At 44.8% G+C, this 1,218-nt stretch carries 1 protein-coding gene; it reads left to right on the plus strand.

Translation table 11 applies throughout. From position 1 onward, the window contains the following. Positions 1 to 785, plus strand: a 785-nt coding sequence (locus K5Q99_RS21755) for an IS110-like element ISSod14 family transposase (RefSeq protein WP_220778112.1), incomplete at its 5' end; no start/stop codon positions are given. Positions 786 to 1,218: the final 433 nt, after the last annotated feature.

A 1,218-nucleotide genomic window follows, 5' to 3' on the forward strand; every position in this document is an offset into this window, starting at 1 on the left:
TTGGTAATAAAAATGACGCCAATGATGCGGTTGCTATCGGAGAAACAGCTGGCCGCCCTAAAGTGAGTCTACTTCGTCCAAAAACGGTCGAGCAGCAGGATATTCAATCTTTGCTGCGCATTCGTGAGCGCTTGGTGGAGAATCGCACGGCTAACTGCAATCAATTGCGTGGTTTTCTCGCGGAATATGGCTTGATTGTCGCAAAGACTCGCCGCCAGTTGATGTTAGCCATTCCGCCCATTCTTGAAGATGCTGACAACGAGTTATCCACGGTTGCCAGAGGGTTTATTCAACGACTCTATGAGTTTCAGTTGTATTTAAATGAACAAATCGACCAGGTTGCAGAGGAAATATTAACCCTTGCCCAAGCCATGCCACAGTATCCATTATTGCTAACCATCCCCGGTGTAGGCCCTATCGTCGCATCCACATTATTAGCCAGTATTAATGAAGTGAATGATTTTAAAAATGGCCGGCAATTAGCCGCATGGCTAGGGCTAACCCCTTCACAATACAGTAGCGGTACGACTAATCGACTCGGCAAGATAACCAAGCGCGGTAATCAAACGCTCCGGCGATTGCTTATCCATGGTGCAAGAACCGTGGTTAACTGGTGCGATAAAAAAGACGACTCACTAAGCCTGTGGCTCCAACGGCTTAAACAGCGCCAACACGTTTGCAAAGTGACGGTCGCCTTGGCCAATAAGATGGCGCGGATGGTGTTTGTGGTGATGAGTCGCGGACAAGCATTTGATATGAATAAGGCGTGTAAAATAGCGGCCTAAGGGTATCAATTTAAAGCATGAGTAAAAGTAGATAACGTCCATCAAAGCACAACAGCGGTAATGGTATTAATGAGTTAAACGGTTTGTCTTACTCAAAACCTGAACGGGACAGTGGCCTTCGAGGTCATATGGCTGCCTAGGAGGGTAAGACGTCAATTTGGATCTCATTAGGGCGCAACAGACGCCGGATATATGTCGCAAGACCGCGAACCATTAACGACCGATACCCCGTTGTGAAAGGTGAATTATCGATTAACGTAAATGTAGTTTGAACAAAGTAGGACATTAACCTTGCTAAACCCGAGGTGACCATATATGTCCCCACTTCTCCCTGTATTTTTAGCGAATAAATTTATTTTACATGTATACAGTTAATAGAGCGTTCAAGTAAGAGTTTATACTTTGGTTCTCTACTTAATTCCATTAATTTTTT

The sequence above is a fragment of the Shewanella hafniensis genome (assembly GCF_019655335.1).
Lineage (GTDB): Bacteria > Pseudomonadota > Gammaproteobacteria > Enterobacterales > Shewanellaceae > Shewanella > Shewanella hafniensis.